25 protein-coding genes are annotated in these 24,417 nt (G+C 41.1%); 6 read left to right on the top strand and 19 right to left on the bottom strand.

Translation table 11 applies throughout. The annotated features are described in order from the left end of the window. Positions 1–73: 73 nt before the first annotated feature. The 4 genes from HCZ11_RS05860 to rlmD all read right to left on the bottom strand — a co-directional run bounded on the left by HCZ11_RS05860 (position 74) and on the right by rlmD (position 6,158). Positions 74–1,708, bottom strand: a complete 1,635-nt coding sequence (locus HCZ11_RS05860; protein ID WP_054562242.1) for a CTP synthase — start codon at positions 1,706–1,708, stop codon at positions 74–76. Positions 1,709–1,865: 157 nt separating this feature from the next. Further along, the gene (gene mazG / locus HCZ11_RS05855) at positions 1,866–2,666 is read right to left on the bottom strand and encodes a nucleoside triphosphate pyrophosphohydrolase (RefSeq protein ID WP_167657897.1); all 801 of its coding nucleotides are present in this window, start codon (positions 2,664–2,666) and stop codon (positions 1,866–1,868) included. Next, positions 2,666–4,825, bottom strand: a complete 2,160-nt coding sequence (gene relA / locus HCZ11_RS05850) for a GTP diphosphokinase (protein ID WP_167657896.1) — start codon at positions 4,823–4,825, stop codon at positions 2,666–2,668. The genes mazG and relA overlap by 1 nt, the downstream gene beginning before the upstream one ends. A 7-nt stretch (positions 4,826–4,832) precedes the next feature. Continuing rightward, entirely contained in the window at positions 4,833–6,158 is a 1,326-nt protein-coding gene (rlmD, locus tag HCZ11_RS05845) for a 23S rRNA (uracil(1939)-C(5))-methyltransferase RlmD (RefSeq protein WP_167657895.1), read from the bottom strand. Positions 6,159–6,238: 80 nt separating this feature from the next. On the opposite strand from rlmD, the gene barA reads away from it, so the two are divergent. From barA to HCZ11_RS05830, 3 genes are read left to right on the top strand one after another with little or no spacing between them, the layout of a single operon-like run. Beyond that, positions 6,239–9,007: a two-component sensor histidine kinase BarA gene (gene barA, locus HCZ11_RS05840; RefSeq protein ID WP_130052320.1), complete on the top strand. Its 2,769-nt coding sequence runs from the start codon at positions 6,239–6,241 to the stop codon at positions 9,005–9,007. A gap of 35 nt (positions 9,008–9,042) precedes the next feature. Further along, on the top strand, positions 9,043–9,525 hold the full coding sequence (locus tag HCZ11_RS05835) for an energy transducer TonB (protein ID WP_167657894.1): 483 nt from the start codon (positions 9,043–9,045) through the stop codon (positions 9,523–9,525). Positions 9,526–9,531: 6 nt separating this feature from the next. Further along, the gene (locus tag HCZ11_RS05830; protein ID WP_167657893.1) at positions 9,532–9,858 is read left to right on the top strand and encodes a hypothetical protein; all 327 of its coding nucleotides are present in this window, start codon (positions 9,532–9,534) and stop codon (positions 9,856–9,858) included. A gap of 85 nt (positions 9,859–9,943) precedes the next feature. On the opposite strand, the gene pdxJ is transcribed toward HCZ11_RS05830, so the two are convergent. From pdxJ to rpoE, 10 genes are all read right to left on the bottom strand, one after another. After that, complete coding sequence (pdxJ, locus tag HCZ11_RS05825; RefSeq protein ID WP_130052136.1) at positions 9,944–10,675, bottom strand: pyridoxine 5'-phosphate synthase; 732 nt, start codon at positions 10,673–10,675, stop codon at positions 9,944–9,946. Positions 10,676–10,718: 43 nt separating this feature from the next. Then, positions 10,719–11,405 carry a DNA repair protein RecO gene (gene recO, locus HCZ11_RS05820; RefSeq protein ID WP_130052137.1) on the bottom strand — a complete coding sequence of 229 codons (687 nt, stop codon included), beginning with the start codon at positions 11,403–11,405 and terminating at the stop codon, positions 10,719–10,721. A gap of 17 nt (positions 11,406–11,422) precedes the next feature. After that, positions 11,423–12,355: a GTPase Era gene (gene era, locus HCZ11_RS05815; RefSeq protein WP_167657892.1), complete on the bottom strand. Its 933-nt coding sequence runs from the start codon at positions 12,353–12,355 to the stop codon at positions 11,423–11,425. Further along, a complete protein-coding gene (gene rnc, locus HCZ11_RS05810; RefSeq protein ID WP_130052139.1) occupies positions 12,345–13,022 on the bottom strand; it encodes a ribonuclease III in 678 nt (225 codons plus the stop codon). Before rnc ends, era begins: the two co-directional genes overlap by 11 nt. A gap of 2 nt (positions 13,023–13,024) precedes the next feature. Next, positions 13,025–13,960 (bottom strand): signal peptidase I, encoded by a 936-nt coding sequence (gene lepB / locus HCZ11_RS05805; RefSeq protein WP_062566752.1) that lies wholly within the window; start codon positions 13,958–13,960, stop codon positions 13,025–13,027. A 26-nt stretch (positions 13,961–13,986) separates the two neighbouring features. Next, positions 13,987–15,774 carry a translation elongation factor 4 gene (gene lepA / locus HCZ11_RS05800; protein ID WP_054554335.1) on the bottom strand — a complete coding sequence of 596 codons (1,788 nt, stop codon included), beginning with the start codon at positions 15,772–15,774 and terminating at the stop codon, positions 13,987–13,989. 70 nt (positions 15,775–15,844) lie between these two features. Further along, a complete protein-coding gene (locus HCZ11_RS05795; RefSeq protein ID WP_167657891.1) occupies positions 15,845–16,294 on the bottom strand; it encodes a SoxR reducing system RseC family protein in 450 nt (149 codons plus the stop codon). Between the two features lie 3 nt (positions 16,295–16,297). Continuing rightward, the gene (locus HCZ11_RS05790; protein ID WP_130052141.1) at positions 16,298–17,251 is read right to left on the bottom strand and encodes a MucB/RseB C-terminal domain-containing protein; all 954 of its coding nucleotides are present in this window, start codon (positions 17,249–17,251) and stop codon (positions 16,298–16,300) included. A 4-nt stretch (positions 17,252–17,255) separates the two neighbouring features. Next, the gene (locus tag HCZ11_RS05785; RefSeq protein ID WP_130052142.1) at positions 17,256–17,882 is read right to left on the bottom strand and encodes a sigma-E factor negative regulatory protein; all 627 of its coding nucleotides are present in this window, start codon (positions 17,880–17,882) and stop codon (positions 17,256–17,258) included. Position 17,883: 1 nt separating this feature from the next. Next, a complete protein-coding gene (gene rpoE, locus HCZ11_RS05780; RefSeq protein WP_036969086.1) occupies positions 17,884–18,465 on the bottom strand; it encodes an RNA polymerase sigma factor RpoE in 582 nt (193 codons plus the stop codon). A gap of 393 nt (positions 18,466–18,858) precedes the next feature. Here rpoE and nadB point away from each other — a divergent pair, with 393 nt between their 5' ends. Next, entirely contained in the window at positions 18,859–20,481 is a 1,623-nt protein-coding gene (nadB, locus tag HCZ11_RS05775; protein WP_130052143.1) for an L-aspartate oxidase, read from the top strand. On the opposite strand, the gene HCZ11_RS19770 is transcribed toward nadB, so the two are convergent. Continuing rightward, a complete protein-coding gene (locus HCZ11_RS19770) occupies positions 20,456–20,815 on the bottom strand; it encodes a protein YgfX (protein WP_368484042.1) in 360 nt (119 codons plus the stop codon). The genes nadB and HCZ11_RS19770 overlap by 26 nt on opposite strands. Before the next feature lie 40 nt (positions 20,816–20,855). Next, positions 20,856–21,107, bottom strand: coding sequence for a succinate dehydrogenase assembly factor 2 (locus HCZ11_RS05765; RefSeq protein WP_054562257.1), 252 nt, complete (start codon positions 21,105–21,107; stop codon positions 20,856–20,858). Between the two features lie 120 nt (positions 21,108–21,227). Here HCZ11_RS05765 and ygfZ point away from each other — a divergent pair, with 120 nt between their 5' ends. Together ygfZ and HCZ11_RS05755 are read left to right on the top strand one after the other, a co-directional pair. Continuing rightward, complete coding sequence (ygfZ, locus tag HCZ11_RS05760) at positions 21,228–22,139, top strand: tRNA-modifying protein YgfZ (protein WP_167657889.1); 912 nt, start codon at positions 21,228–21,230, stop codon at positions 22,137–22,139. Between the two features lie 12 nt (positions 22,140–22,151). Continuing rightward, the gene (locus HCZ11_RS05755; RefSeq protein WP_130052146.1) at positions 22,152–22,637 is read left to right on the top strand and encodes a peptidylprolyl isomerase; all 486 of its coding nucleotides are present in this window, start codon (positions 22,152–22,154) and stop codon (positions 22,635–22,637) included. Positions 22,638–22,708: 71 nt separating this feature from the next. Here the strand turns inward: HCZ11_RS05755 and HCZ11_RS05750 are convergent, their stop codons facing one another. From HCZ11_RS05750 to HCZ11_RS05740, 3 genes are read right to left on the bottom strand one after another with little or no spacing between them, the layout of a single operon-like run. Continuing rightward, entirely contained in the window at positions 22,709–23,179 is a 471-nt protein-coding gene (locus HCZ11_RS05750) for a hypothetical protein (protein ID WP_167657888.1), read from the bottom strand. Between the two features lie 14 nt (positions 23,180–23,193). Further along, complete coding sequence (locus tag HCZ11_RS05745) at positions 23,194–24,003, bottom strand: YdiY family protein (RefSeq protein WP_130052321.1); 810 nt, start codon at positions 24,001–24,003, stop codon at positions 23,194–23,196. Positions 24,004–24,047: 44 nt separating this feature from the next. Beyond that, the gene (locus HCZ11_RS05740) at positions 24,048–24,368 is read right to left on the bottom strand and encodes an HI1450 family dsDNA-mimic protein (RefSeq protein WP_130052148.1); all 321 of its coding nucleotides are present in this window, start codon (positions 24,366–24,368) and stop codon (positions 24,048–24,050) included. Positions 24,369–24,417: the final 49 nt, after the last annotated feature.

Here is a 24,417-nt window from a genome sequence, read left to right as displayed (position 1 = left end):
TGAGTTAGTGCCAGCTTTATTGCTGCTGGCTTTTAAAACAAATAAGCCGTGCATATAGCACGGCCTACTTAAATTACGATGACGCTTTTTGGTGAGTGTGTGCTGCTGCAACAAACCCTTCAAATAGCGGGTGACCATCACGTGGTGTTGACGTGAATTCCGGGTGGAATTGCGCGGCAATGAACCAAGGGTGATCTTTATTCTCGATAATTTCGACTAGTTTCTTATCTTCAGATAAGCCTGTGAAACTTAAGCCTGCTTTTTCAAGCTGCTCTACAAAGTGGTTATTCACTTCGTAACGGTGACGGTGACGTTCAACAATTTCGTCACTACCGTATACTTCACTTACTTTAGAGCCAGGTGTTAAGTGACATTTCTGAGCACCTAAACGCATAGTACCACCTAGATCAGATTGCTCATCACGGATTTCAACGTTACCGTCAGCATCTTGCCATTCAGTGATTAGACCAACAACTGGATGTGCTGATTTTGCGTTAAACTCAGTTGAGTTTGCATCTTCAAGGCCTGCAACGTTACGCGCATATTCAATAAGCGCTACTTGCATACCTAAACAAATGCCTAAGTAAGGAACTTTGTTTTCACGTGCATATTTAGCCGCTAAAATCTTACCTTCAACACCACGGCCACCGAAGCCGCCTGGTACTAAGATAGCATCAAGGTGAGAGAGTAACTCTGTACCTTTGCTTTCTAAGTCTTGTGAATCAACATATTCGATGTTCACGGTTAGACGGTTTTTCAGACCTGCGTGCTTTAATGCTTCGTTTACTGATTTATAAGCATCTGGTAGTTCGATGTACTTACCAACCATACCAATCGTCACTTCACCCGTTGGGTTAGACTCTTGATATAACACTTGTTCCCACTCAGATAAATCTGCTTCTGGGCACTCAAGGTAGAAACGACGACATACGAAGTTATCTAGTTCTTGTGATTTAAGTAACGCAGGGATCTTATAGATGCTTTCTACGTCTGGTAATGAAATAACAGCTTTCTCTTCAACATTAGTGAAAAGTGCGATCTTCGCGCGCTCGTTATTTGGAAGTTTACGATCAGAACGACAGATTAAGATATCTGGTTGGATACCAATCGAACGTAATTCTTTTACTGAATGTTGTGTTGGCTTGGTTTTAACTTCACCTGCAGGGCCTAAGAATGGCACTAGCGTTAGGTGGATAAACAATGCGCGCTCACGGCCAATTTCAGTGCCAAGCTGACGAATTGCTTCTAAGAATGGTTGTGACTCGATGTCACCAACTGTACCGCCAATTTCAACGATTGCTACATCGCGACCTTCAGCACCGTCATATACACGTTGCTTAATGTCGTTTGTGATGTGTGGAATAACCTGAATTGTTGCACCAAGGTACTCACCACGACGCTCACGTCGTAATACATCTTCATAAACACGACCTTGTGTGAAGTTGTTGCGGCTAGTCATTTTGGTACGGATGAAACGCTCATAGTGACCTAAGTCAAGGTCAGTCTCTGCACCGTCTTCAGTTACAAATACTTCACCGTGCTGAATTGGGCTCATAGTGCCTGGGTCAACGTTAATGTAAGGATCCAGCTTTAAAATAGTCACGTTAAGACCACGTGCTTCTAAAATAGCGGCTAATGACGCTGCTGCAATACCCTTACCCAACGAAGAAACAACCCCGCCAGTTACGAAGATAAATTTTGTACTCATGCGAACCCTAGAATATCAGGAATTAAAAGGAATAATATAGAATCAAGACGGGGCGAAATTATAGCAAAGGGGCTGCTATCAATCCAGATAAAATTAGCAAATAAGTGCACAAAAAACGAGCTTGGTTACACTGTACCCAAGCTGTATCAAAACAGGCTCACTTGGCCTGCTTTTTAATGGCTTCCCATGCGTTGTCCATTTCTTCGAGACTGGCCGTTTCTAAACTTTGGCCACGTTCATCTAAGTAGGCAGCCACTTTTTCAAAGCGTGACGCGAATTTAGCATTGGCACTTCGTAATAATTGCTCAGGATCGCGTTTAATATGACGGGCTACATTTACCGTTGCAAACAGTAAATCGCCAAGCTCTTCTGCACTGTGTTCTGAATAAGGGTCATGAGCCAGCGCTTCTTTTACTTCGTCGACTTCTTCAGCGACTTTATCGAGGGCCCCATGATAACTTGGCCAATCAAAACCTAGGCTTGCCACACGCTGTTGAATCTTCTTAGCTTTTGAAAGACCTGGCATCGCATCAGGAATATCCTGCCAAAGACTCATTTGAGGTGAAGTAGATTTTTCTGCTCGTTCTTGCGCTTTAATAGCCTGCCACTGCGCCGAAAGCTCTGCGTCCGACAGCTCACTTTGCTTTGCAAAGACATGCGGATGCCGACGAATTAATTTATCGTTTAGTGTATTTGCCACATCTGCAAAATCAAATAAGCCCTGCTCTTTAGCAAGTTGGGCATAAAAGATGATTTGAAAAAGTAAATCGCCAAGCTCACTTTTAAGCTCAGTAAGTTCACCTTTTTCAATGCAGTCTGCTACTTCGTAAGCTTCTTCAAGGGTATGCGGCACTATCGAATTAAAGTCTTGTTTTAGATCCCACGGGCACCCAGATTCTGGGTCCCGTAGTTTGGCCATAATTGATAACGACTGCTCAATGGCATGTTTATCACTCATTACGAATGACCACGCTTTGCATCATGTACACCTTCGATTTGGTGTAACTTAGACAATAATCGGTTAGTACTCGATAAGTCATGTACTTCAACCTGCATTGAAAACAGCGCAAGCTGCTTATCTTCAACGGTGTTGACATTCATGTTAAGCACATTCACCTTTTCGTTTGCAAGGACAGAGCTGATATCTCTAATAAGGCCTGAGCGATCTGTGGCTTCTACTTTAATAGTTAGTGAGTAAGAGCCATTTACATCGTCTGACCAACTTACTGATATCACCCGCTCAGGATGTTTATCACGAAGTTTTTCAAACGAATCACAATCCTCACGGTGAACTGCAATCCCACGGCCTTGAGTAATATAGCCAATGATTTCATCGCCCGGCACAGGTCGGCAGCATTTAGCAACATGGCTCATTAAGCTACCTACCCCATCAACAACAATGCCGTTTTTATCACCTGTGACACTTTTTGGTTTTTTAAACTTAATTTGTGGTTCGTCATCATCACGGTCACTAATAAAGTTTAATAATTGGTTTAAGCGAACATCACCTGCGCCTACCGCAACCATCAGGTCATCAATGCCTTTAAGATTGAATCGCTCAATTGCTGGCGCAAGGTCTTTGGTTGTTAAGTCTAGTTTTTGCAGCTCGTTCTCTAATATTTCTTTACCGGCGCTCAAGTTTTTATCGCGATCAAGCTGTTTAAACCAATGATGGATTTTAGAGCGTGCTCGCGATGACTTAATATAACCTAGCGATGGGTTCAACCAATCACGACTTGGGTTAGGTTGCTTTTGAGTTAAAATTTCAACCTGATCACCGGTACTGAGCTGATGAGTAAAGGGCACGATTTTGCCAAACACTTTTGCACCAATACAACGGTGACCAACGTTTGAGTGAATGTAATAAGCAAAATCAAGTGGCGTCGCACCCAGTGGTAAATCGAAAATATCACCTTTTGGTGTAAACACATAAACTCGGTCTTCAACTACTTGATTTTTGAGCTCTTCAGCTAAGTCACTGCCATCAACTACTTCTTCTTGCCATTGTAGTAACTTACGTAACCAACTAATTTTTTGCTCATAGCCAGAACCACGTCCTGGCAATGCCCCTTCTTTATACATCCAATGCGCAGCAACACCTAACTCAGCATCTTGATGCATTTCGCTAGTACGAATTTGGATTTCAACGGTTTTACCTTCAGGGCCAAATACCACTGTATGAATTGACTGATAGCCGTTTTGTTTAGGTGTTGCGATGTAATCATCAAATTCTTTATTTAAATGCCGCCAATTGGTATGCACGATACCTAATGCTGCGTAACAATCTTGCAGGCGTTCCACCACAATGCGCATAGCACGAATATCAAACAGCTGATCGAATTCGTAATTCTTCTGCGCCATTTTTTTGTAGATACTGTAGATATGCTTCGGGCGGCCATACACTTCACCCTCAATACCCGCTTCGGCCAAGCGTGCTTTTACTAAAGCAACCATATTTTCCATATAGGCTTCACGAGCAAGTCGCTTATCATCGAGCTGTTTTGCGATATTTTTATAGGTATCGGGGTGCAGGTAACGAAACGAAAGATCTTCAAGTTCCCATTTAAGCTGACCTATTCCTAAGCGGTTAGCAAGGGGTGCAAAAATGTCACGTGTTTCTTTAGCGGCAATTACACGCTCTTCTTCACTGGCGTCTTTAACATCACGCAAATGGCATACTTGTTCAGCGAGTTTTATCACCACTGCACGCACATCTTCAACCATGGCTAGCAGCATACGGCGGATATTATCAATTTGAACAGTGCCCTTGCCTTGATGGGCTAAGGTGCTGATGGTAGCCATTTGGCTTACACCTGTTAGTAATAACGCAACGTGATCACCAAGTTTGTCGGTCACAGTTTCAATCGAGATTTTTTCGGCTAGGAAATAAGGTGTTAAAAAAGCCGTGGCAAGTGAATCTGCATCTAAATTTAGCTCGGCTAAAATCTCTACCATTTCAATGGCTGTGTTTTCACGTTTTGCATCATCGCAATGCTGACACAATTGGTGAGCTTGCTCTAATAAGGTATGTTTGTCTTCTGTTAGCGCTAACAGCTCGATACGGCTGGCAAAATCACTCGGCTTTGTAAGCTGATGTGACTGTCTAGTGGCTACCATGTGCGCTTTACCTCCTGTGAAATAACGCCATCGTTTCAATATGCCCAGTATGCGGGAACATATTCATAAGCCCAATTTTTTCAATGCTAAAGCCTGCTTGTAAAATAAGTGCACTGTCACGGGCTAAAGTAACAGGATCACAAGAGACGTATAAAATCGTTTTAAACTGAGTAAGTGGTAACTGCTCTAAAATTGCCATTGCGCCAGTACGTGATGGATCAAGCACTAACACATCAAGTTCGGCACTAAACCAAGCAGCTGATTGCATTGATTTTGTTAAATCAAAACAATAAAAATCGGTATTCGACAATGAGTTAGTTTGCGCATTTTGTTTTGCTAATGCAACCGCAGAATCGACCCCTTCAACACCAATAACATATTTAGCATACTTTGCAATCAATAATGAAAAGTTACCAATACCACAAAATAAATCTAATACCTGCTCATGACCTTGTAAATCAAGCCACTGTTTTGCTTGATGAAGCATAGCTTGGTTCACTTGGGGGTTAACTTGAATAAAGTTTTCAAGGCCAAATTCAAAGCGTAAATCATAAGCTGGTATCTGGTAGTACGGCATTGGATGGTCACTGTGATCAATTTCACCACTGTGTGATTGCCACACAACACGCCAGCTATATTCATCACACGCCGCTACGACAATGGCTTTTAACTCTGCATTAATAGCTTTGGTATGCCTAATAACCACAAAGGCCGCATTATCAGCTTCACATAATTGTAGGTGACTAATACTACTAAGACCTGAATGGCTGTTGATAAGAACATCAAAAACTGAAAAAACGTCTTTAAAAGTACTGCTCAGCACATCACAGCTTTCAATGCTCACCAATTGTTTAGACCCTTGAGCTCGATACCCTACGCGCATTTTCTTTGCGGCTTTGTCATGCATTACAGCAATACGCGCAGAGCGACGGTAATGGCGCTCTTCACTGAGCAGAGGTGCTTGCCAATTTAAGTCATCAACTTTGGCAAACTTGCTAAACAGCTGACTAACCGCAGTTTGCTTTTCAACCAATTGTTGTTCTGCATTAAGGTGCTGTAACTGACAACCACCACAAATCTGATAATGCTGACAAAAAGGAGTAACCCTATGCGCTGAGGCTGATAGTACTTTTTTACAATCAGCACTGGCAAAGCGTGCCTTATCTTCAATCAATAACGCTTTTACTTCTTCACCCGGCAAAGCACCATTAACAAAACAGACTTTACTTCCCTGCTTAGCAACGCCTCGTCCTTGATGGTCCATAGCAGTGACATTGAGGGTTAGCATTTTTTGCGAAACGGATTTCTTTTTGGCTTTGAAAATCTGTGCCATTGGGCAACACCTTAATTATTGATAAAGCGGGATTAAGTATATACTCTTAAACAACGATAATAATGATAACAACATTCTTTATGACTAAATTTGGCTTACGTGACTCAGTCTTAATACTTACACTTATACCGACTGTGATCATAGGCTTGTTGCTGGGCGGTTATTTTACAATAAATCGTTACATTGAGCTCGATGAAATTTTATATCAGCAGGGCGTTACTATTATTGAGCCCTTAGCCATTGCTGTTGAACAACCATTACTAAAGCGTGATAAAGCCTTACTAACCCGCTTAGTTAGCCATACTCATAACAAACACTCCCCTGCGATCCAATCAATTGCTATTTTCGATGAAAACAATGAGTTAGTGATTTTTAGTAAATATCAAAGTGAATTCAAAGAAATTGTTAAAAGCAATGTTAACAGTATGGATGGGATTCAAGTACACAACTCTGATCACTATCTAACATTTTCTACCGCCATTATTAATCATAGCCGTCAAGACACGATTTGGAATCATAATAGCTATCAAGCATCACTAGGTAATGTGGTGATCATGCTTAATAAACAACAAGCCATTATCGGCCAGCAACGCGCCTTACTGGTCAGTGGCGTGGTGATACTCATAGCACTAGTACTTGCGAGCGTATTAGCATTTAGGTTGACCCGCATGTTTATTCAACCACTTAATAAGTTAGTACTAGCTACCGACAAATTAATTGAAGGGAAAGTAGATACAGGTCTTGATAAAAAAATGTTTGGTGAGTTTGAGTTATTACGCACAGGCTTAAATACCATTTCAGAAACCATGGTAGTGCAACGTGATGAGATGCAAAAGCATATTGATCAGGCAACCTCTGATTACCGCGAGACCTTAGAACAATACGAAACTCAGAATATTCAGTTAAGTATTGCCAAAAAAGACGCGCAAGACGCTAACCGTGTTAAATCAGACTTTTTAGCCAAAATGAGTCACGAATTACGTACGCCTTTAAATGGTGTAATTGGCTTTACGCGTCAGCTTTATAAAACCCCGCTTAATAAGCATCAAAAAGATTACCTCGATACTATTGAGCTATCTGCAAATAGCTTATTAACGATTATCAGTGACATTTTAGACTTTTCTAAATTAGAAGCCGGTGCCATGGAGCTTGAGTCAATGCAATTCCAGCTCCGTGACAATATTAATGAAGTTATGACCTTGTTAGCACCAAGTGCACACGAAAAACAACTTGAGCTATCGATATTTATCCATCCACAAGTACCTGACAATCTAACTGGCGACCCGACCCGCTTTAAACAAATTTTGATAAATCTTATAAGTAATGCCGTTAAATTTACTGAAAAAGGCTCAATCAAGGTTGATGTTGGCTACCGCTTATTAGATGAAGAGCGCGCCTCTATTTTAGTGTCTGTCACCGATACTGGTGTGGGCATCCCAATGGATAAACAAGATGCCTTGTTTACACCATTTGGCCAAGCAGACTCAAGTATCACCCGTAAATTTGGTGGCACAGGTCTTGGTTTAATCATCACCAAACACATTGTTGAAGCGATGAATGGTCGTATTACCCTGAACTCAGCACCTGGTAATGGCACCTGCTTTACATTCAATGCCGTATTCAGAACGCCAAGTAACTCAATTACTAGTGACTTACCGACCCAATCATTGATTAATAAACGTATTCTTTACCTTGAGCCTCATGAGCATACACATCAAGCAACCTTATCGCTTTTACATGAATGGCAAACTCGCGTTACCGCTTGTATAGATGAAGAAAGCTTCTTAAATGAGATCAATAAAGACTTCAGTTACGATATTTGTATCATTGGTCATACCGCCACAATTGACGATATGCAGCAACTTAAGAGTTATGTAAAAGCAGTGCGCCCAGTCACTGATTATTTATATATTATGCTCAATACGGTCTCGCACAATATGCGCGAAGCCTTTGTGGGTAGTGGCGCAGATGCTTGCTTAAGCAAACCACTTAACCATCGTAAATTATGTGAAGTACTTGCTGCCCCTTATCGTCTTGACCATCCAGTGCATAACATTGAACAAGGCACTGAAAAGTTATTACCTCTAAAAGTACTAGTTGTAGACGATAATGATGCCAACCTAAAGCTTATTTGCACCTTACTTGAAGAACAGATTGAGCTAATTGATACGGCACACAACGGCTCACAAGCCTACAGTCTAAGTAAAAGCCATAAGTATGACTTGATCTTCATGGACATCCAAATGCCAATTATGGATGGTATTACCGCATGTAAACTTATCCGCGAGTCATCTCTCAATGAAGATACGCCAATCATTGCAGTTACTGCTCACGCATTAGCGGGTGAAAAAGAACAGCTGCTTAAAGATGGTTTTAAAGGTTACTTAACTAAGCCTATTGATGAAGATATGCTAAAACAAATAATTAGCGATCATAGCCCACAATCGCCGATTAATCGCGAACGAAGCAAAGCTGCCACAGTTGACTCAGAACCTCCATTTGAAAGTGCCCGCCTTGATTGGCAATTAGCGCTACAACGCGCTGGCGGTAAAGAAGAGTTAGCACTAGAAATGCTCAACATGTTGTTACTCAGTGTACCTGAAACCTTACGCCTACTTAATGAAGCTATAGAAAAAGAAGATTGTGAACATGTACTTAGCATAGTGCACAAATTCCATGGCGCGTGTTGTTACACCGGCGTACCAAAACTAAAATCACTTGCCGAAACACTCGAAACATCACTAAAAAGCGATTGCGATTTAAATTACATTGAACCTGAATTGTTTGAGCTGATTGATGAGCTAAATAATTTGTTAAGTGATGCAGGTATGGTTGAGCCGCAACGATAAAAAGCACTCAAAAAAAGATATAAAGGAGTATATTAATGAAAAACTATCTAATTCTAGCTGGCTGTTTACTTGTGTTTGGCTGTACTTCAACTACAAATAAACCAATGGAACTAGAGTATGCGGATTTAGCTGTTAGCTATGATGAATTAAAAGCAACAAAATGGCAGCAACTTGAGCGTTTTCCTGCCAGATATCCGAAAAAAGCGGTGCTCCAAGCAGCAGAAGGCTGCGCGACCATTGAGTATGTCATTACGCCAAAAAATGAGATTAAAGATATTCAAGTAATAGCCTCTACAAACCCTGTATTTGCCAGTGCGGCAAAAGATGTTGTCACTAATTGGCATTGGAATGAGCTTGCGAAAAATATTACTGATAAAGCTGTGAAAACCCAAACCCGCTTTGATTTTTGTTTTGATACACCTGAGCAATCTTGCAAAGCACTCAAGCCTAACTATTCATGCCCTAGTAACGATATTATTTATTCTACGGGTACACGCGTTGTTAAATATACGAGGTAACTTGCTTTGTACTTTATCTTACTTATCGTCTTTAGTGCTATTTCACTCACTTGGTTTTTTCTCCGCTATAAAAAACTAAGTATTGAAGCTAATAATTACGTAAAAACCAATTACACAGAGCAGTGGCAAACATACGAAAGCCAAGCCCGCTTAATGAAAGCAAAACCTAACTCAATTGTGTTTCATTCAATCAAGAAAGGCGAATTGTCGGCAATAGATGATGGTGTTTTAAAAAATTTTAAGAAAAAACATCAGTATTTAGTCGCCCTACTTTGCCTTTCACCTTGGCTAGCTTCATTGCTTGCACAATTGATAGTTTACTTAAGTAAATAAAAAGCGCGGTGGATATCGCATCCATCGCGCTCTCGATTCAAAACTTGCCAGCGCCAATAAAGGGCTGACAGATTAAAGCGTATGTTTACAAACGCGCTTCAATCATCAGGCGCTTCATATCGCTTACTGCTTTTTCTAAGCCATCAATCGCTGCACGCGCAATAATCGCATGACCAATGTTTAATTCGTAAATTTCTGGCATTGCAGCAATTGGTTTTACATTGTGATAATGAAGACCATGGCCTGCATTAACAATTAAACCCAAGCTATCGGCATATTGTACGCCGTTACGAATACGTTCAAGTTCTGTGTGAAGTTCTTCGTCATTCTCTGCATCGGCATAAGCACCTGTGTGAATTTCAACGTATGGTGCATTACAAGCTTTTGCAGCGTCAAGTTGTGCATTGTCAGCATCAATAAATAACGAAACCTTAATTCCCGCAGCTGTCAGTTTTTCTGTTGCTGCTTTTACCTTTTCAAAATTACCCACAACGTCAAGACCACCCTCAGTAGTTAGCTCTTCACGTTTTTCAGGCACTAAACAAACATAAGCAGGTTTTACTTCAAGGGCGATGCCGATCATTTCATCAGTGACTGCAATTTCAAGATTCATACGTGTTTGAATCGTTTTTGCCATCACATATACATCACGGTCTTGAATATGACGACGGTCTTCCCGCAAATGGATGGTGATACCATCTGCACCAGCATGCTCTGCAACAGCTGCGGCATGCGCAGGATCTGGGTAACTCGTGCCACGCGCTTGGCGTAAAGTGGCAATGTGATCAACGTTTACACCAAGAAGAATATCTTTCATTTTTTTACCTGTTTAAAACAACGATTCAAGGCTGCTCATCAGCCTACTTAATAAATAACTCACGGCTTTTTAATGGCTTTTTGCCAAGTAAAGGCTTGAGTAAGTATCGACTTAATTGCTTTGCCATATATAACACATCAGGGGCGCTAAAGTCATGAGCTGCTATGGCATTTAATTGCTTCCCTGAAAAGCCACTATGGGGGTCGTCATGCAGCAAGAAACCGTATTCAGCAAAGTACTGATAATTTGCTGCATCGTTAATTACATCACCTTCAGCATCAACACTAAAATCTACGCCATATCCAAGCATCTCTAACAGTTGAAACTCATAAGAGCGTAGTACAGCTTGTAGGTTTTTAGTCGTTGATAATTCGTCGAGATGCTTCTTATAAAGATGATAAACACTTTCCATCGGCTCATTGATAGGTACGATACGGTTGGTTAATTCGTTCAAATAAAAACCGCAATAGAGTTGAGTACCCGACAGTACGGTTTGCCCGCCATGGGGCTCAAAACGATTGATGTATTTTAAATCTGACTTACCGCTGTATTGCACGAGCAGAGATTGAAAAGGTTGTAGTTGTGCTTTATGTTTAGTGGCCTGGCGACCACTAATGCGCGCCAGCATTCTCAGCTGACCTACGCCTTCTACCAGCATATCAAGCATTACTTGCGAGTCACTAAAAGGACGTCGGTGCAGCAAGTATGCTGTGTAGAATTCGCTGTCCATGGCGTGTAAGACTTTACTTAGTCTTCACCATAGCCAAGGCTACGTAGCGCACGCTCATCGTCAGCCCAGCCAGACTTCACTTTTACCCAAAGTTCTAAAAAGACTTTGTTATCCAGCATGTCTTCAAGGTCTTTACGAGCTTCACGGCCAATCACTTTCAACTTTTCGCCTTTATTGCCGATCACCATGCGTTTTTGCGTTTCACGCTCAACAAGGATCAAGCCATTAATTTGCCAAACACCGTTTTCTAGCCATTTAAACTGCTCGATTTCAACGGTGACTGAATATGGAAGCTCATCACCCATAAAACGCATCAGCTTTTCACGAATAACTTCTGCCGCCATAAAGCGCATTGAACGGTCTGTTACGTAGTCTTCAGGAAAGTAAAACTCACAAAGCGGTAAACGCTTTTTCACTTCATCTTTGATTAAATCAATATTTTTACCCTGCTTTGCAGAGACTGGCATAATAGCCACAAAATCAAATTTACCACCCAAAAACTGCATGTGCGGAAGCACTAAATCACGGTCTTTAACTTGGTCAATTTTATTCATAACTAATAACACTGGACGACCACTTTGACGTACTTTGTTTAGCACCATCTCATCATCTTCATTCCAGTGTGTGCCTTCAACCACAAAGATTATAAGTTCTACATCGCCAATTGAGCTTGATGCAGCACGATTCATTAATCGGTTAATAGCGCGTTTTTCTTCAACGTGTAAGCCAGGTGTATCCACATAAACAGCTTGGTATTTACCTTCGGTATGAATACCCATGATACGGTGACGTGTAGTTTGTGGCTTACGAGAAGTAATCGACACCTTCTGCTCAACAATATAGTTAAGTAAGGTTGATTTACCTACATTTGGGCGGCCAACAATGGCAACCATCCCGCAGTGCGTGTCTAGCTCTGCAGGTTCTTTGCTAATTAAATCATCAAGATTCATTTTTAAGTATCTTTAAGGCTTTTTCAGCGGCTTTTTGCTCAGCTTTACGACGAGAGCTACCTACTGAGATAATGCTATCCATCCCTTCAACAATACATTCAACCGTGAATGTTTGATTGTGCGCTTGGCCTTTTGTATCTATTACAGTGTAGCCAGGTAACGATAATTTGCGCGCTTGTAAGTATTCTTGAAGTAATGTTTTAGGATCTTTTTGATTTAAGCCCGGCGAAATTGCGTCAAGACGCGACTCGTACCAGCTTAAAATTAACTCACCACATTGTTCAATGTTTGAGTCTAAGAACACTGCCCCAATAATCGCCTCAACGGCATCAGCTAGGGTTGATTCACGGCGAAAACCACCGCTTTTAAGCTCACCTGGACCTAAGCGTAAGTAATCGCCTAAGCCAAATTCAAGGCCGAATTCAGCTAATGTTTGACCACGAACTAAGGTCGAACGCATACGGCTTAAATCACCTTCGCGTGCTTTTGGAAATTTAGTATATAGCGCATTTGCAATCACAAAGCTCAAAATTGAGTCGCCAAGAAACTCTAAGCGCTCGTTATGTTGGCCTTTATGACTACGGTGCGTCATTGCCTGCTCAAGCAAAGCTTGATCAGTAAATGTATAACCTATTCTGTTGTATAACTCTGTTACGTTTTTTTTCATCGTTACTGAATATTACCTAGGCGTTCAAAGCGAACACCAGTTGGAACCCAGCCTGGTAAAAAGTCATCTGGGCCATTTTCAAATTCAAAACTCATCCATATAAAGACGGCTTTACCTACCAAGTTTTCTTTAGGTACAAAGCCCCAAAAGCGACTATCTTGGCTATTATCACGGTTATCACCCATCATGAAATAATGATCGGCAGGAACAACCCACTCGTCTGAGCGTGTACCTGGTTGTTGATAATAACGGCCTTTCATTTCAGGAGCTTGCGGGTTAATCAAAATATTATGATTTACTGTGCTTAGGTTTTCTTCTAAACGCACTAAATTCATAGAACCCTGCTTGAACTCGTCACTATTGAGGATTTCCATATCAATTTTGTTGTATTCATTACACAGCAAATCACCTTGCTGAGTCACACCTTCGGCGCATTTCGGCTGAATATAAAGGTGCTTATTGCGATATACAATTTTATCGCCTGGTAAACCAATCGTACGTTTAATGTAATCCACACGCTCATCTAATGGGTATTTAAATACCACAATATCACCACGTTCAGGTTCATCAACGTCAACTAACTGACTACGCCAAATTGGATCTTTGATGCCATATGAGTACTTCTGTACCAAAATGAAGTCACCCACCAATAAGGTTGGCATCATTGAGCCCGATGGAATTTGAAACGGTTCAAAAATGAAAGAGCGGAAAATAGTAATTGCCGCAATCATTGGAAAAATTGATTTAGCCGTTTCAGTGATACTTGGCTCAGGCGCAATTAATGCAGCAGTTTCTTCGTCTAACTCACCACCTGCCGCGTTTTGAGCAAGGGCAATGCGTTGCTGACGCTTTGGCGCAAACATAAAGTGGTCAATTAACCAAATTAATCCTGAGCCTAGCGTTAACAACACTAAGAAAATAGAAAAGTAACCCGCCATGCATTAATTCCTTTATTTACTTCTAATTATTTACCAACTTTAAGGATAGCTAAGAATGCATCTTGAGGTACTTCAACGTTACCTAGTTGCTTCATTCGCTTTTTACCTTCTTTTTGTTTTTGTAGCAGTTTTTTCTTACGACTTACGTCACCACCGTAACATTTCGCGATTACGTTTTTACGTAATTGCTTAACTGTTGTACGCGCAATAACATGCTGCCCAATCGCTGCTTGAATCGCAATATCAAACTGCTGACGTGGAATTAAGTCTTTCAGTGCTTCAGCTAACTGACGACCACGTGATTGTGCAATATCGCGGTGTACAATAATAGCTAACGCATCAACACGCTCACCATTAATCAATACGTCAACACGTACCATGTCTGAAGCTTGGAAATGTTTAAAGTTATAATCAAGTGATGCAAAACCACGGCTTGTTGATTTTAACTTATCGAAGAAGTCCATTACTACTTCAGCCATCGGTAATTCGTACGTCACCGCAACTTGCTTACCATGGTAGCTCATTTTAGTTTGCATACCACGCTTTTCAACACAAAGCGTAATTACGTTACCTAAAAATTCTTGCGGTACTAATATGTTAGCTTCAACAATTGGCTCACGGATTTCAAGAATATTATTCACCGGCGGTAAGTCAGACGGGTTATCTATCTGTTTAGTTCCGTCTTTAGTCTCTACTTCGTAAATTACTGTTGGTGCAGTTGTAATAAGATCAATGTCGTATTCACGCTCAAGACGCTCTTGGATGATTTCCATGTGAAGCATACCTAAGAAGCCACATCGGAAACCAAAGCCTAGTGCTGTTGAGTTTTCTGGCTCGAAGAATAACGAAGCATCGTTCAAACTCAGTTTATCAAGCGCATCACGGAATGATTCATAGTCATCAGATGAAATTGGGAACATACCTGCGTAAACCTGTGGTTTAATACGCTGGAAGCCTGGTAAGCGCTCTGGAGCAGAGTTACGCTGTAAAGTAATAGTATCACCTACTGGTGCACCATGAATTTCTTTAATACCCGCAATTACGAAGCCAACTTCACCGGTTTTCAAGATGCCCGTGTTAGTTTGCTTTGGTGTAAAAATACCTACTTTATCTGCGATATGAACTTGATCATTCGACATGATCTTAATTTTATCGCCTGAGCGTAATTCACCGTGTTTAATACGTACTAATGATACAACACCTTGGTATGGGTCAAACCATGAGTCAATGATAAGCGCTTGTAGTGGCTTATCTTTGTCGCCTTCTGGTGGCGGGATATCTTTAACAATGATTTCGAGTACTTCTTCAATACCAATACCTGTTTTAGCACTACATTGCACAGCATCTAGGGCATCGATACCAATGATGTCTTCAATTTCTTCTGCTACACGAAGTGGATCAGCTTGTGGTAAGTCGATCTTATTTAGAACTGGAATAACTTCTAAGTCCATTTCAATTGCTGTGTAGCAGTTAGCTAAGGTTTGTGCTTCTACACCTTGACCCGCATCAACAACTAAAAGTGCACCTTCACAGGCTGCAAGTGAGCGTGATACTTCGTATGTGAAGTCAACGTGTCCTGGCGTGTCGATAAAGTTTAACTGGTATGTTTCGCCGTCTTTAGCTTTATAATTTAGCGTTACACTTTGCGCTTTGATGGTAATACCACGCTCACGCTCAATGTCCATTGAATCTAACACCTGCTGCTGCATTTCACGGTCTGTTAAACCACCACAAACTTGGATAAGACGGTCAGAGAGAGTCGATTTACCATGGTCAATATGGGCGATGATCGAAAAATTACGGATATGCTTCATAAACTGGATTCTAAACTTCTATATAAAATGGACTAAGTGTATAAAGCGGCAATTTTACATTTAATTGGCTTTAATCACCATCTATTTGAGTGAAAGGAATAGCAATTGGGTGAATTTTTATTACTTTAATATCATGCTTTAGGCTCTTAACCCTTGATTTAGCTATCACATAGCCCGTTAAGCCACCAATGGCGGCTGCTAAAATTTGCCAGCCCTCAGCAAGCGAAAAAGCCGCAAATGCGATTAAAGCAAACCCTAAACTAAACAAAAGTGGTAGCATATAAACAGCCAATGCATGTTTGACCAAGTGGCTATCATCGAGTGCCAAGGTTACTTTTTGCCCTACCTGTAGCTCTTTTTCGAATGTATACGGAAAGGTTTTTTTTGCTGTTCCGAACAGCTTAGCAAAGATCTGCGAACCGCAGCGACCATTACAGCCAGCGCAAGCTTGCTTTTGCTCTGCTTCTAAATTCGCTGTCGTGCCTTTAACTGACACGACAGAGAGTGTTTGTTCAATCATAATTTAAAGAGGTCGCGCTACCGACTCTGCTATAGCTTTGGCTGTCATAGCTGGGATATTACCAACAACCGATACATCAAAGCTACCACCATTGTGAACATAGACCGTCGTCGCACCTGATGTTAAAGCACCACTTGCACGTTTACCGGGTAAGGGTCTTTGAATAAAAACAGATACTTCAACAAACCCATCTGAATATAAATAATAGTCAGCAAGTTCATTGTTTAAGTCGAGTTTATGACGGTCTGATTTTAACAGCTTAAAGCCATCAGGGAGCCAGCCAATTTTCCAATCATTCGCTGCGCCGTCGCTATCACTGGCAATATCATTCGTTGAAAGCACAGCAGGAAACTCACGGTTTTGCATTTCAACTAACATCGGCGCAGGTTGCTCTGTAACGCTAATATGAGTTAGTTGTAATTGCTCTAGCATCTCACCTTTGTGATTTACATAGGCTGATTTAAGTAACAACGAAGACTCTGTATCAAGCCAGATCCAATAGTTATATTTGTATTCATCTTTAGATTCGATGCGCACTAACTGCGCAGAACGACCAGCAATACGACCTTTTCCGCCAAGAACAAAGTCATAATGAGCACTTAGTCTATCGATGTCTTTAAAAAGCACTTCGGGAATAGGTCCAGCTATAGAGTCTGTTTTGACTGAATAAGGCTCAGAATGCGGTTCAAAATAAGTAACTTGATCATCAACACGCACCATTTCAAGACCAGCACCGTTAAGCAAACTTAAATGCTCAAGTTCGATATCATTTTGTTTTGCATGTAACCATCGATACGGTTCCATCGCTTGGCCTTTTACAACTACAAACGATGCATCAAAATTGCGAGTATGAACGGCCGTAGCCATATCATGTAATAATGTTTTGGCGGGATTTTCGTCGCTAGCAATGGCAGGGGCCGTTAATACCAGCGACAAAATAAAAGTAAAAACTTTCATTTAATTAGTTTTTTTCCTCTTCTGCATTTTCTGCAGTTTGCGATTCTTCTAGCGAATATGCAACACGCGCTTGACGTTGATGTTCAAGAACTAATGCACCAATACGTTGCTGTTGTAATTCACGTAAACCTTGCTGAGCATTCTCTAACGCAGGTTGCTCAGATGAGTAACTTACCGGAGAAGCCATACCGGTTAACGGTACTGTTTGTAAGGTTGGAATGTCATTTTGTGGTACTTCGGTGTTTTGTGGCAAAGTTTGTACGCCCACAATCGCAAACATAGCAACACTGGCAGCAATTGCCACTTGGGCAAATGGACGACGCCAATTAAATGCTACTACGTTATCTGTGCCTGTTGCCGCCACGATTTCTTCGCTTTTTGGTACCGTTGTTTTATTCGCGAAATCAGCGTATACAGGTTCTTGCTCAAGTGCTTCAGCCACTGCATCTGCAATGTCAAAGTTAAAAGCGTTATTATTTGCCTCAGCACGCATTACATCACCAATCATTGCGTAACGACCAAATGTAGACACATCGTCGTTTGTGATCGCTTGATCAGTTAACTGCTGCTCGCCGTCAAGTAACGCGGATAACTGCTCATTATCCAACTTGTTAACGTCTGCTTTTGTCATACTAAGACTCACCTATTAATGGATTCAATTTATTATCAATCGCCTCACGGGCACGGAAAATACGTGAACGTACCGTTCCCACAGGACAATCCATAACCACGGCTATTTCTTCATAGCTCATACCTTCAATTTCACGAAGGGTAATCGCGGTTTTAAGATCTTCAGGCAAACTATCAATCGTATTAAAAATTACAGCACGTACTTCGTCACTTAATAACAGGTTTTCTGGCGATGCGTTTGAACGCATAGCATCAGCACTGTCATAAAACTCTGCCTCTTCGGCATCAACATCGTTAGCTGGGGGCTTACGGCCCTGAGCAACTAAGTAATTTTTAGCACAATTTACGGCGATACGGTATAACCAAGTATAAAAGGCGCTATCCCCTCTAAAGTTAGGCAATGCACGGTAGGCTTTAATAAAGGCTTCTTGTGCGACATCAGCAACATCACCTTGGTTTGATACATAACGTGAAATCAAACCTGCAATTTTATTCTGATATTTTCTAACTAATAGGTTGAAGGCGTTTTTATCTCCTTGCTGGACCCTTTTAACTAGCGCTAAATCCAAATCCTGCTCGCTCATTCGAGCCGGTACTCCTCTGTTTGATTCTTGCTTGCTATTCATATACTCGCCATTGTTTACACAAACTCTGACTGCACCATGAATATAAAAGTTCAGTTTAAAATGATTTTTTTATAAAATAGCACGCAAATAAATTGAGTCATACCAATCTTATTACACGGAAATCCTAATAACTGCCTAAAAATCAACGGTTATCTATATTAAATTCACAATTCAAAACAGTTAACAATAAACTGTTTATGTGACGATAAAACTAATAAGATTGGTATAACGTATTAAAATGACTAATAGTGTTAAAGCAAATATGGTACATATACGTATACCACATAAAAATTTATTTGCTCAAACTTTTGGCACTACTAGCCGAGCATTGTAACCGCAAAGACCACAGACATGAACCAAAATAAACATCACATTACTGATGTCGCTATCATTGGCAGCGGCGCCGCTGGCCTTTCTCTTGCTTTATCTCTAGCTAATCACTGTAAAGTGACAGTACTTAGTAAAGGAGCGTTAACCGAAGGTTCTACCTTATATGCTCAAGGTGGTATTGCAGCAGTATTTGACAAAAAGAATGACAGCATTGAATCTCATGTTGAAGACACGTTGGATGCAGGTGGCGGATTATGTGACCGCGACGCAGTCCACTACACCGCTAGCAATGCTAAAAAGTGTTTAAAGTGGCTCATTGAACAAGGCGTGCCTTTTGATATGGAATTTGATTCAAAAGGTAAAGAACGTTTCCATTTAACCCGCGAAGGCGGTCACAGCCATCGTCGCATATTACATGCTGCTGATGCTACAGGTCGTGCAGTACAAACGACCTTAATTAGCCAAGTTCAAGCACACCCTAATATCACCCTATTAGAAAACTACAATGCCATTGATTTAATCACTGATAAAAGCCTAGCTAAAAAAGGCAAACATGTTCATGGCTTATATGTTTGGAACTGTGTCGATAAAAAAGTTGAAACAATTAAAGCAAAGTTCGTTTCACTTGCAACAGGTGGTGCAAGTAAAGTGTACTTATATACCTCTAACCCTGATGTATCCAGTGGTGATGGTATCGCTATGGCATGGCGCGCTGGGTGTCGTGTCGCTAATATGGAGTTTAATCAATTCCACCCAACTAGTTTATATCACCCAGAACTGCAAAACTTTTTAATCACAGAAGCAATGCGAGGTGAGGGAGCTTACTTAAAACGCCCTGACGGCACCCGCTTTATGAAAGATTTTGACGAACGCGGAGAACTTGCTCCTCGCGATATCGTTGCTCGCGCTATCGATTTTGAAATGAAACGCCTTGGCGCGAACTGTGTATACCTTGATATTAGTCATAAAGAAAAAGATTTTATCATTGAGCATTTCCCGACTATCTACGCAAAATGCTTAAGTGTTGGTCTCGACATTACCAAAGAAGCCATTCCGGTAGTACCCGCTGCACACTATACCTGCGGTGGTGTTATGACCGACTTCAATGGCCGCACAGATTTAGACAACCTTTATGCGGTTGGCGAAGTAGCTTACACAGGCTTACATGGTGCTAATCGCATGGCCAGTAACTCACTACTTGAATGTATTGTATTTGCTCATGCTGCCGCAAAGGATATTTTAAGCAAAATAGATTCAAGCCCAGCCCTTGAAGCTTTACCACTATGGGATGAAAGTCGTGTAACTAACTCAGACGAAGAAATTGTTATTACCCATAATTGGCATGAGCTAAGATTATTTATGTGGGATTACGTCGGTATTGTCCGTTCTACAAAACGCTTAGAGCGCGCGCTTCACCGAGTAGAGTTACTACAGCAAGAAATTCATGATTACTACGCTAACTTTAGGGTTACAAATAATTTGTTAGAACTTCGAAACTTAGTGCAGGTCGCAGAGCTTATTATTCGCAGCGCACTTGAGCGCAAAGAAAGCCGTGGCCTTCATTACACTATTGATTATCCTGAGCAAAACGAGAATCCCACACCAACAATTTTAACCCCTAAGACGGTTGCTGCACTGCAATAATCGCACGCTTTAACCGCGAATAACTCATTTCATCAACACTGGCTGCATTAATTATCAGCCAGTGTGATTTATAAAACCCCGCCAGCCTTAGCACTACAAAATTAGCAAACACATAACTTTTAGCCATGATCTGGCCTTGAATTTTAAGATTGTCGTTCACGAACCTAAGCTCTGCTTGCTCTAAAATAATAACGCCATTTTCAGGCTGCGCATGTTGGGCTTTTTTAAAACACAGAATGGCTAGAAAAAAACAAGCTAAACACGCCAAAAGCTGAGCAATAACATGCTGGTAAGCAAAGCATAATATGATGGCTATCAAGCAAAAAAAGACCACAAAGGGTTTGTGGTCTGTGGTGTTATTTGTAACGGTAAATCTATACACGAACTCGGTCTAAAATTAACGCGACCATACCGTTTAGCTCTGGGTCCTTACACTCTTCGTGACCCATAAACCATGCGAATAAATCAGGATCATCGCACTCAAGTAAGCGTTGAAAAACAGCTTGCTGTTCTTTTGATAGTGAGTCAAACGCTTCTTCAACGAATGGCATAAATAAAACATCTAGTTCTAACATACCGCGACGGCATGCCCAACGAATACGTTCTTTACTGTGAATTTCAGTCATTTTAAACCTCGTACTTATTTGTCTGCAGTTTACCAAATTGCTATCGAATAAACAGCTATTTAAATTGCTACCCTAACTAAGTTATCATTAGCGCTCATTCATATCGTAAAGAAGGTTTTTATGTCGACTGTTTACGCATGTCCTTTATCTTACTCACTTATCAGCCTGACAGGCAAAGATAAGTTATCTTACCTTCACGGACAAATCACGCAAGATATCAACAAGTTAAGCAATGATAACTTCCTTTGGGCTGGCCACTGTAATGCAAAAGGCAAACTTTGGGGTGTGTTTAGGTTGTTTTCTCACCTTGACAGCTATTACCTGGCAGGTTCAAAGCCTGAGGTAGAACAATCTCTAGTCGAGTTAAAAAAATATGCTGTATTTTCGCAAGTAGAAATTCAGCAATCTGAAAAACAGCTAATTGGCTTATTAGGTGATGACCTAACAGCGGCTTTAGAAACCTTAGCAATTACTTTTGATGATGAGCATAGCGCAGTCGATTTTGCTGACGGTAAAGCCCTCAAGCTTGCAAATAACCGCGTATTACTTATGGTCAATGATGAGTTTAGCTTACCTGATAACGTAATAGCGCTTGAAGATGACGCTCCATGGCAACAAGCAGCTATTGCTGCTGGTGAGCCATCATTAAATAGCGATGCTATTGGTGAATACGTACCGCAAATGGTTAACTTGCAAGCGCTCGGTGGTATCAGTTTCAGAAAAGGCTGCTACACAGGGCAAGAAACCGTAGCCCGTATGAAATACCTAGGCAAAAATAAACGTGCTATGTATATCGTGTCAGGCAAAGCTGAAGGCTTACTTGATGAGCTTGAGCTTGAAACACAAATGGGCGAAAACTGGCGCCGTGCCGGCAAGCTTATCAGCCAAAGTTATAATCAACAAACGCAAACCTTAATGGGTCTGGTTGTGCTTCCTAACGATAGTGAAGCAGGCCAAATTTTGCGGGCAAAACACCTCCCTCAGGTAGAGTTATCAATTCAAGCTCTGCCTTACTCTCTCGAAGATGAATAAATAGGAATGACTATGATCGTAGCAGCAAACAAAGTGGTAAAAATGCATTATTCAGTATTGGATAATAACAAAAACACCATCGACAACTCTTTCGATGGTGAGCCACTAGTGTTCATCGTTGGCACAGGTTACTTAATTCCAGGCCTCGAAAATGCGCTATTAGGTAAAGAAGCAGGCGACACATTCAGCGTAACCGTTGAACCAGAGCAAGGCTATGGTGAGCGTCACGATGACCTAATGCAAGCAGTACCAAAATCAATGTTTGAAGGTATGGAAATTGAAGTTGGTATGCAGTTCCGCGCTACGACAGATGCTGGCGACCAATCAGTGATGATCATCGAAATTCAAGACGAAGACGTCATTGTAGATGGTAACCACCCTCTTTCAGGTATTACGCTACATTTTGATGTTGAAGTACTTGAAGTACGCGATGCAACTGAAGAAGAGTTAGCACATGGTCATGTGCACGGTGAAGGTGGTTGTGGTCACAGCCATTAAAATATAGACATAAAAAAAGCGCCTATGGCGCTTTTTTTATGTCTATATACTGCTGTCAAATAGCTGATCATTTACTCTGCTTCTGAGGTAGCCTCTTTGCTAATTTCTGGTACTGCTTCAGTAATATGCAATTTAAGTGCAGCAAGTAAACCATCTTGGTCGTTGGTTCCTAAGCGATAGTGAGTACCGTCTTTCATTGCCAGTTCTACAGCACTGAATCCTGATACACTATAAACCCAACCATCATGAGTAATACGAAGGCCTATGCCATGTCGAAATGAGTTACTTACCGCTCGAACAGACTCAATCTCATCAAAAGCTACTGTTTTACCAAATACACCAGGTCCAAATGCCCAGCTTACGGTTTTATCGTTGACCTTGATGGTTAAACCATGGAATAAAAAGGCCACCAGCACCAAAATAGCGCTAAACACCATGAGCGGAATATCGGCACCAATTAAATTCCAAGCTAAGGCGATGAAGCCGCCAATCCAGCCTAATATAACAAAAATAAAAATAGCGTACTGCTTATGTTGATACATAGTGAGGTATTCTCTTAAAAGCTATAAACAAAGGTCGCACTCAGCTCAGAATCGTACTTAAGCTTATCTTCCTCTGGTTTTGAGTTATAGCGATACATATAGGTAAATTTGAGTGAAACATCACCCATGATTTTGCTGATCAATGAGGTTTCTGATTTTAAACGCGAGTTTAACCCTGACAACGATTGCTCATAACTAACGTCTTGATTAAAGCGAGTTCGCGCAGAGACCGTACGCTCCCACTGCAGCGCTAAACGAAGTAGATAACCCGTTTTTGTTTGATCTTCTTCTGTAGCCGTATCTTGATCAGCCACCGATCGATATAAACCAGGGCCAACATCGATATCGACTTTATTCTTACTGCCTTGATAAATGCGATTACCGTAACCAGTCGCTACTGTGCTCTTAAACTCAAGACCACTAAATTTATCTCGCTCGTAGTCACCATAAATGAAAAACGACTCATTTTTCACATTTAACTTATAGTTGCCTTGGCCTGATACAAATATTCGATCAGCTGAGACTTCTTCATCACCGGTTTCTTCATTGCGGTCACGTTTGTATAAAGTATCGAGCTTAAATTGGTTCCGCCATTTTTCAAAATCTTGGTAGAGATTACCTTTGAGTTTGAAACTAGTTGAGTTGGTATTGCCACGACTTACCATAAAGCCAAACTCCATATCTCCATACAGCAACTCGCCTTTATGAATTTTATGAATTTCTTCTTCTGATAATTGTCCGTATTCATGAAAGTCTTCAAACGGATCAACAGCAAAAGCCTGCCAACTGCATACGAGCAGGGCGGGCAAAATAATTCGTTTTATTGAATTAAAACAACTAAAAGTAGAGTCAAACATCGGCTGGAGAGTTATTCGCTATCTTTCCATAGGATGTGGCAAAACGGTGCATCTTTGTCTCGGCTAATTAATATTTTCGCAAATAAAATATCTTGATTGTCGAATTCAAGCCCTACTAAGACTTGCACAAACAGCTCAGGTTCAATTTCTAGTGCAACAAAATCTTGCCACTGCTCGTCAGGCTCACCTTCTTCAATAAAGCCAAGCTCTTCTCTGTGCTCGTTAAAATAAGCAATATCTTGCTCGCTTAAGTTATCAGGCGCTAACTCTAAAAAGATATCATAAGCCTGATGAGTTACTTCTTCTTCACTGTATAAGCGTGGACCAGCCATTCCTTAAACCTCTGCACATGTGTATCGCTTTGAATTCGGCTATGATAAC

The organism is Pseudoalteromonas sp. HF66 (genome assembly GCF_011806445.1).
GTDB lineage: Bacteria > Pseudomonadota > Gammaproteobacteria > Enterobacterales > Alteromonadaceae > Pseudoalteromonas > Pseudoalteromonas apostichopi.
This window is presented reverse-complemented; position numbering and strand designations above follow the sequence as displayed.

Bases quoted from the DNA above. Each gene is read 5' to 3' on its own strand.
- rnc (WP_130052139.1), bottom strand. From the start codon at position 13,022: ATGAAAAAAAACGTAACAGAGTTATACAACAGAATAGGTTATACATTT.
- barA (WP_130052320.1), top strand. From the start codon at position 6,239: ATGACTAAATTTGGCTTACGTGACTCAGTCTTAATACTTACACTTATA.
- mazG (WP_167657897.1), bottom strand. From the start codon at position 2,666: ATGAGTGATAAACATGCCATTGAGCAGTCGTTATCAATTATGGCCAAA.
- lepB (WP_062566752.1), bottom strand. From the start codon at position 13,960: ATGGCGGGTTACTTTTCTATTTTCTTAGTGTTGTTAACGCTAGGCTCA.
- HCZ11_RS05750 (WP_167657888.1), bottom strand. From the start codon at position 23,179: ATGTATCAACATAAGCAGTACGCTATTTTTATTTTTGTTATATTAGGC.
- recO (WP_130052137.1), bottom strand. From the start codon at position 11,405: ATGGACAGCGAATTCTACACAGCATACTTGCTGCACCGACGTCCTTTT.
- HCZ11_RS05785 (WP_130052142.1), bottom strand. From the start codon at position 17,882: ATGACAAAAGCAGACGTTAACAAGTTGGATAATGAGCAGTTATCCGCG.
- relA (WP_167657896.1), bottom strand. From the start codon at position 4,825: ATGGTAGCCACTAGACAGTCACATCAGCTTACAAAGCCGAGTGATTTT.
- HCZ11_RS05765 (WP_054562257.1), bottom strand. From the start codon at position 21,107: ATGACTGAAATTCACAGTAAAGAACGTATTCGTTGGGCATGCCGTCGC.
- HCZ11_RS05835 (WP_167657894.1), top strand. From the start codon at position 9,043: ATGAAAAACTATCTAATTCTAGCTGGCTGTTTACTTGTGTTTGGCTGT.
- HCZ11_RS05860 (WP_054562242.1), bottom strand. From the start codon at position 1,708: ATGAGTACAAAATTTATCTTCGTAACTGGCGGGGTTGTTTCTTCGTTG.
- ygfZ (WP_167657889.1), top strand. From the start codon at position 21,228: ATGTCGACTGTTTACGCATGTCCTTTATCTTACTCACTTATCAGCCTG.
- HCZ11_RS05755 (WP_130052146.1), top strand. From the start codon at position 22,152: ATGATCGTAGCAGCAAACAAAGTGGTAAAAATGCATTATTCAGTATTG.
- era (WP_167657892.1), bottom strand. From the start codon at position 12,355: ATGAATCTTGATGATTTAATTAGCAAAGAACCTGCAGAGCTAGACACG.
- lepA (WP_054554335.1), bottom strand. From the start codon at position 15,774: ATGAAGCATATCCGTAATTTTTCGATCATCGCCCATATTGACCATGGT.
- HCZ11_RS05795 (WP_167657891.1), bottom strand. From the start codon at position 16,294: ATGATTGAACAAACACTCTCTGTCGTGTCAGTTAAAGGCACGACAGCG.
- HCZ11_RS05740 (WP_130052148.1), bottom strand. From the start codon at position 24,368: ATGGCTGGTCCACGCTTATACAGTGAAGAAGAAGTAACTCATCAGGCT.
- rpoE (WP_036969086.1), bottom strand. From the start codon at position 18,465: ATGAGCGAGCAGGATTTGGATTTAGCGCTAGTTAAAAGGGTCCAGCAA.
- nadB (WP_130052143.1), top strand. From the start codon at position 18,859: ATGAACCAAAATAAACATCACATTACTGATGTCGCTATCATTGGCAGC.
- HCZ11_RS05790 (WP_130052141.1), bottom strand. From the start codon at position 17,251: ATGAAAGTTTTTACTTTTATTTTGTCGCTGGTATTAACGGCCCCTGCC.
- rlmD (WP_167657895.1), bottom strand. From the start codon at position 6,158: ATGGCACAGATTTTCAAAGCCAAAAAGAAATCCGTTTCGCAAAAAATG.
- pdxJ (WP_130052136.1), bottom strand. From the start codon at position 10,675: ATGAAAGATATTCTTCTTGGTGTAAACGTTGATCACATTGCCACTTTA.